The sequence below is a fragment of the Desulfobacter sp. UBA2225 genome, from assembly GCF_002348205.1.
Taxonomy (GTDB): Bacteria; Desulfobacterota; Desulfobacteria; order Desulfobacterales; family Desulfobacteraceae; genus Desulfobacter; species Desulfobacter postgatei.
On the sequence record NZ_DDYV01000099.1, the window covers coordinates 1 to 4582 of the forward strand.

The window sequence follows — 4582 nt, forward strand, 5'->3', positions numbered from 1 at the left end:
TCATTGATGAAGTCCACATGCTTTCGGTGGCTGCCTTCAATGCCCTGCTCAAGACCCTTGAAGAGCCCCCGGCCCATGTTCTTTTCATCTTTGCCACCACGGAAGTCCACAAAATTCCGGCCACCATCCTGTCCCGGTGCCAGCGACATGACTTGTCGCGAATTGCCTTGGACAGGATCTGCGCCCACTTAGGGGATCTATGCCGAAAAGAAGGGTATACGGTTGAAACAGAAGGGCTGGAACTGATCGCCTTAGAGGCGGACGGCTCCATCAGGGACGGCTTAAGCCTTTTGGACAGAATTCTTTCAGCCGGGCCTGAAAAAGAGATTGACAGGCTTTTGGTGGCCCAGAGACTTCGGGTCACGGACCGAAAAATTCTTTTTTCCATATCTTCGGCCGTACTGGAAAGAAACGGAGCACAACTAATTGATCTTGTGAGTAAAATCAATGATTCCGGCATGGATTTGAAAGAATTTTATTCCGGTATCATTGCCCAGTTCAGGAATCTGAACATCATCCGGCTGTGCGGAAAAGAGAGCCCGGTGCTCAATATGATTGAAACGGAAAAACTTGCGCTTGACCAGATGTGCAAAAATTTTCCATCGGCCTATCTTGGGATGCTGCTGGACCTTCTCTTAAAAGAGGAGAGTGTTGTGCGCTTTGCATCCCATACCCAGACCGCCGTAGAAATGGTGTTGCTCAAAATGATCCAGATTGAACCGGAGATCCGGCTTGATGAGATCATCACCAAGGTGGATCTTTTAGCACGCCGGATGGAGAACCGTCTTGGCCAGACCCGTGTTGATTCACCGCCGCCCCAATCTGCTAAGCCGCCCTTGACATCTGCACCGCTTTCAGAACAGATCCCCGGAGACAAACTCACCGAAACACCGCCTTTGGCAGGTACACGGCCGATGCCGGAGCCCATGCCCTATGAACCGGAACCGGAGCAGGCTCCACCGCCGCATATCCCAACGGATTTATCCGATTCACTCGATTCACCTGGGCCTACCCCCCCTTCCCCTTTGCGTCAGGAGCAGGAACACCAGAAACCAGGAACCTGGTCGCAGTTCATGGATGTACTTCAACATGAACTGCCCTTTATCTTCGGCTTATTTTCCAAGGGTCAGGCGGACACATCCGCCCCGGACAAAGTGATTGTGACCCTTTCATCCTGTTCCGGGTTTGAAGAATCAAGACTCAACACCAAAACCAAAGCGCTGGCGGAGCTGGGCCGAAAACATTTAGGCAAACCCATTGAGGTAAGCATAGAAAACAACGGCTGCCCTGAGGATGAGACTTGCCGGCAGCAAGCGTCCCAGCAAAAAGCGGAACAAGCTGCGGCAGGACACCCCATGGTCCAGCATGCGGTACGTTTATTTGACGCAGATATCATATAACACCCCCAATATAGGAGTTGACCCATGAAAAATATGAATAACATGATGAAACAGGCACAAAAGCTGCAGAAAAAAATGTTGGAGGCACAGCAGGATCTGGCAACCAAAACCGTTGAAGCCAGCTCAGGTGGCGGTATGGTAAAAGTGGTTGCCAATGGGGCCCAGAAAATTGAATCCCTTGTGCTTGAAAAAGAGATAGTTGACCCGGAAGATGTTGAAATGCTGCAGGATCTTGTGCTTGCCGCGGTGAACGACGCGTTGAAAAAATCCCAGGAAATGGTCTCCGCTGAGATGGGAAAACTGACCGGCGGCATGAATATTCCAGGTCTATAATATTAAAAAGAACCTGCACCCGTTGTGAACCATTATCCTGAAGCCATTGTTAAACTGATCTATTCGCTTTCCACCTTGCCGGGTATAGGAAAGAAAACAGCAGAGCGTCTGGCGCTTCATATCCTTCATGCCCCGGACCATGAGGCCGCGTCTCTGGCTGCAAATATCATCGAACTGAAAAAAAGCGTCAGGTTGTGCGCATCCTGCTTTGCACTCACTGACCGGGAAACCTGCCGAATCTGTTCAAACCCAGGCAGGGATAAAGGCGTGATCTGCGTGGTGGAAAACCCCCCCGACATGGCTGCCATTGAAAAATCGGGGGCCTTTTCAGGCCTGTATCACATCCTTGGCGGGGCGCTGTCCCCCATTGACGGCATCGGCCCCGGAGACATCCGCCTGGCCGAACTGTTCAGGCGGACCCGGGGCAACGACGTCAGGGAACTGATCCTTGCCACCCGGACCAATGTGGAAGGCGAAGCTACGGCTGCCTATATCCGGAGCAAGCTGACTCCGACAAAAATTAAAATAACCCGAATTGCATCGGGCATACCCATGGGCGGGGAGCTTCAATATGTAGATCCCTTGACTATGCAAAAAGCCATGGAAAAACGTTACGGGATTTAAAAATGCTGACACCGGAAGATCTTTTTGACTGTAAATTATGCGGTGAGTGCTGCAGAGGATTTGGCGGCACCTATGTGGATGAAAGGGATATCAGAAAGGTCTGCGATTATATCCACGCGGATACTGACACCTTTGTGGAAAATTATTGTGACATGTCCGGCTCAAGGCCGGTGCTGACACTGGGACAAGACGGGAGCTGCATCTTCTTTGATCCCCAAAAGCAGTGTACGATCCATCCGGTCAAACCCTATATGTGCCGGGCCTGGCCCTTTATCAAAGCCCTGATCAACCATCCGGAAAACTGGGAGATAATGGCAAACTCCTGCCCAGGTATGAAAAAAGGCCTCCCAGCCGAGGATATTTCACGCATAGCTGCCATGGAAAAAGAAAAACTTGATCGGGATTTCAACCGTTAATCAGACTCAAATCGCAGCCGGGCATCACTTCTTCTGGGAAAAATAAAACAAAAAATACTTTCCCAGATCGTCAAAATGATCGGTGTCCTCGAATTCGCAGCCAAAGATGTATTCGGAAAAGGCTTTCCTGATCCTTATACGCTTACGAACCTCGGAGCGGTTCGGATTATCCAGGGTAAACTTGACCTCAGCCATGCTCTCCTCTTTGATAAGGGCCTTTTCCAGAGTTTTAAACTGGATGCCGTTGTAGGAGAGGTCCGTGATCACCCCGGGGTACTGCTTCCGGTTCTGGGTGAGCACCCCTTTAAATTGCACTTCCTTGCGGATGCCCCGCCGTCTTTCTAATATCACGCTGAAAATATGCCCGCACTTGCACTTGTATTTCAACTGAACTTTGGCTTTGTGCCTGATGAATTTGGACACGTCCCTGGTGGAGGAGTTTCCGCATGATTCACAGACAAAGGTGGCCGCAAGCTCCGAGGATACGAAGATCTTTGGTATCGTCATTCTTTATCATTTCACCAAATTGTTTGTATAATTGCCCCGTTGTGGTCCAATAAGACTTGCAACGAAAATGATAACTATAAGACAGGATGGTCAGTTTTTCAAGAACCAAAAGACGGCTTTGAATCCAACGAAGAGATCGGATAAAATAACGCGTTTTTTTTATTTTATTTGTTATACATGTCTTCGAACTGGCGGGCGATACTGTCACGNNCCCGCCGGTTCTGGGCCCGCCCCTGTGCCGTATCATTGGTGGCCACGGGATGATACTGGGCATAGCCTTCGGCAGAAATATAAAAAGGGGGTACCCCGTTGGCTACCAGCAGGCGCGCAACAGTAGAGGCCCTGGCCGAAGACAGTTCCCAGTTGGAGGGATAAATGGATGACGTAATGGGCTCGGAATCGGTATGCCCCCGGACCTTTACATGATAGGCAAGCTTTGACAAGACCGCCGCCACTTTTTCAAGAATTTCCAACCCCTTTGGCGATAGCTGTGTGCCGCCTGCTGAAAAAAGCAGTAGGTCGGACATGGTGATGACCACACCGGCATCGGTTTTAGTAACACTAACCTCCCCGCCCAGTTTATTGAAAAGGACCAGTTCCCTGACCTCTGAAACTATTTCATCCATCTCCTTCTCAATCATGGCACCCATATCGTCAACAGCCTGATTCTCAGGGGATTTTTCTGATGGAATGGGATGCATGATCAATCCCTCCCGGGTACCCGATTCAGGTACAGCCTGGGCTCCCAGGGCGCTTTTTAAGGATTTGACCAGTTCCTTGTAGGTCTCCTGCTGGGTGGTACTCATGGCAAACATGAGAACAAAAAAGCACATCAGAAGCGTTACCAGGTCCGAAAAGGTCGCCATCCATTCAGGGGCACCCTCCTGAATATTGATTATCTCCTGCTTGATAATCTGCTTTTTTTTCCTTCCCTCATCTTCTTCCGCCATATGGTTATCCTTCTTTATACCCGCGAGGGTGCCTTATTTTTTTTCTTTAGCCGCGACATTTCCCAAATAAACTTTAAGCTTGTCTTCCATTAATTTCGGGTGCTCGCCTTCCCGGATGGATAAAACCCCTTCGTAAATGATATTCATATTGGTCAGTTCAGCATCATTCCGACCTTTGAGTTTGTTGCTCATGGGTGTAAAAAACAGGTTTGCAAGGATGGCCCCGTAAAAGGTGGTGATCATAGCCACGGCCATTGACGGACCGATGGAGGAAGGATCATCCAGATTGGCCAGCATCTGTACAAGACCAATCAGGATGATCCTTCCTCCATCGGTCCGTCAATGGCCGTGG

The 4582-nt window shown here is 49.8% G+C and carries 7 protein-coding genes; 4 read left to right on the plus strand and 3 right to left on the minus strand.

Annotated features, from left to right (window positions below):
• The 4 genes from B3D59_RS05275 to B3D59_RS05290 all read left to right on the plus strand — a co-directional run.
• Positions 1-1400 (plus strand): DNA polymerase III subunit gamma/tau (locus B3D59_RS05275; protein WP_286818219.1); only part of this gene is annotated, 1400 nt, incomplete at its 5' end.
• A 24-nt stretch (positions 1401-1424) separates the two neighbouring features.
• A complete protein-coding gene (locus B3D59_RS05280; protein ID WP_004073706.1) occupies positions 1425-1733 on the plus strand; it encodes a YbaB/EbfC family nucleoid-associated protein in 309 nt (102 codons plus the stop codon).
• A 24-nt stretch (positions 1734-1757) separates the two neighbouring features.
• Positions 1758-2357, plus strand: coding sequence for a recombination mediator RecR (gene recR, locus B3D59_RS05285; protein ID WP_286818220.1), 600 nt, complete (start codon positions 1758-1760; stop codon positions 2355-2357).
• A gap of 2 nt (positions 2358-2359) precedes the next feature.
• Entirely contained in the window at positions 2360-2773 is a 414-nt protein-coding gene (locus B3D59_RS05290) for a YkgJ family cysteine cluster protein (protein WP_286818221.1), read from the plus strand.
• 24 nt (positions 2774-2797) lie between these two features.
• Here B3D59_RS05290 and B3D59_RS05295 read toward each other — a convergent pair whose 3' ends face one another.
• The 3 genes from B3D59_RS05295 to B3D59_RS05305 form a co-directional block, all read right to left on the minus strand.
• Positions 2798-3280: a PilZ domain-containing protein gene (locus B3D59_RS05295; RefSeq protein ID WP_286818222.1), complete on the minus strand. Its 483-nt coding sequence runs from the start codon at positions 3278-3280 to the stop codon at positions 2798-2800.
• Between the two features lie 164 nt (positions 3281-3444).
• Positions 3445-4230 (minus strand): OmpA family protein, encoded by a 786-nt coding sequence (locus B3D59_RS05300; RefSeq protein ID WP_286818223.1) that lies wholly within the window; start codon positions 4228-4230, stop codon positions 3445-3447.
• Positions 4231-4263: 33 nt separating this feature from the next.
• Positions 4264-4551 carry a motility protein A gene (locus B3D59_RS05305; RefSeq protein ID WP_349676868.1) on the minus strand — a complete coding sequence of 96 codons (288 nt, stop codon included), beginning with the start codon at positions 4549-4551 and terminating at the stop codon, positions 4264-4266.
• Positions 4552-4582 lie beyond the last annotated feature (31 nt).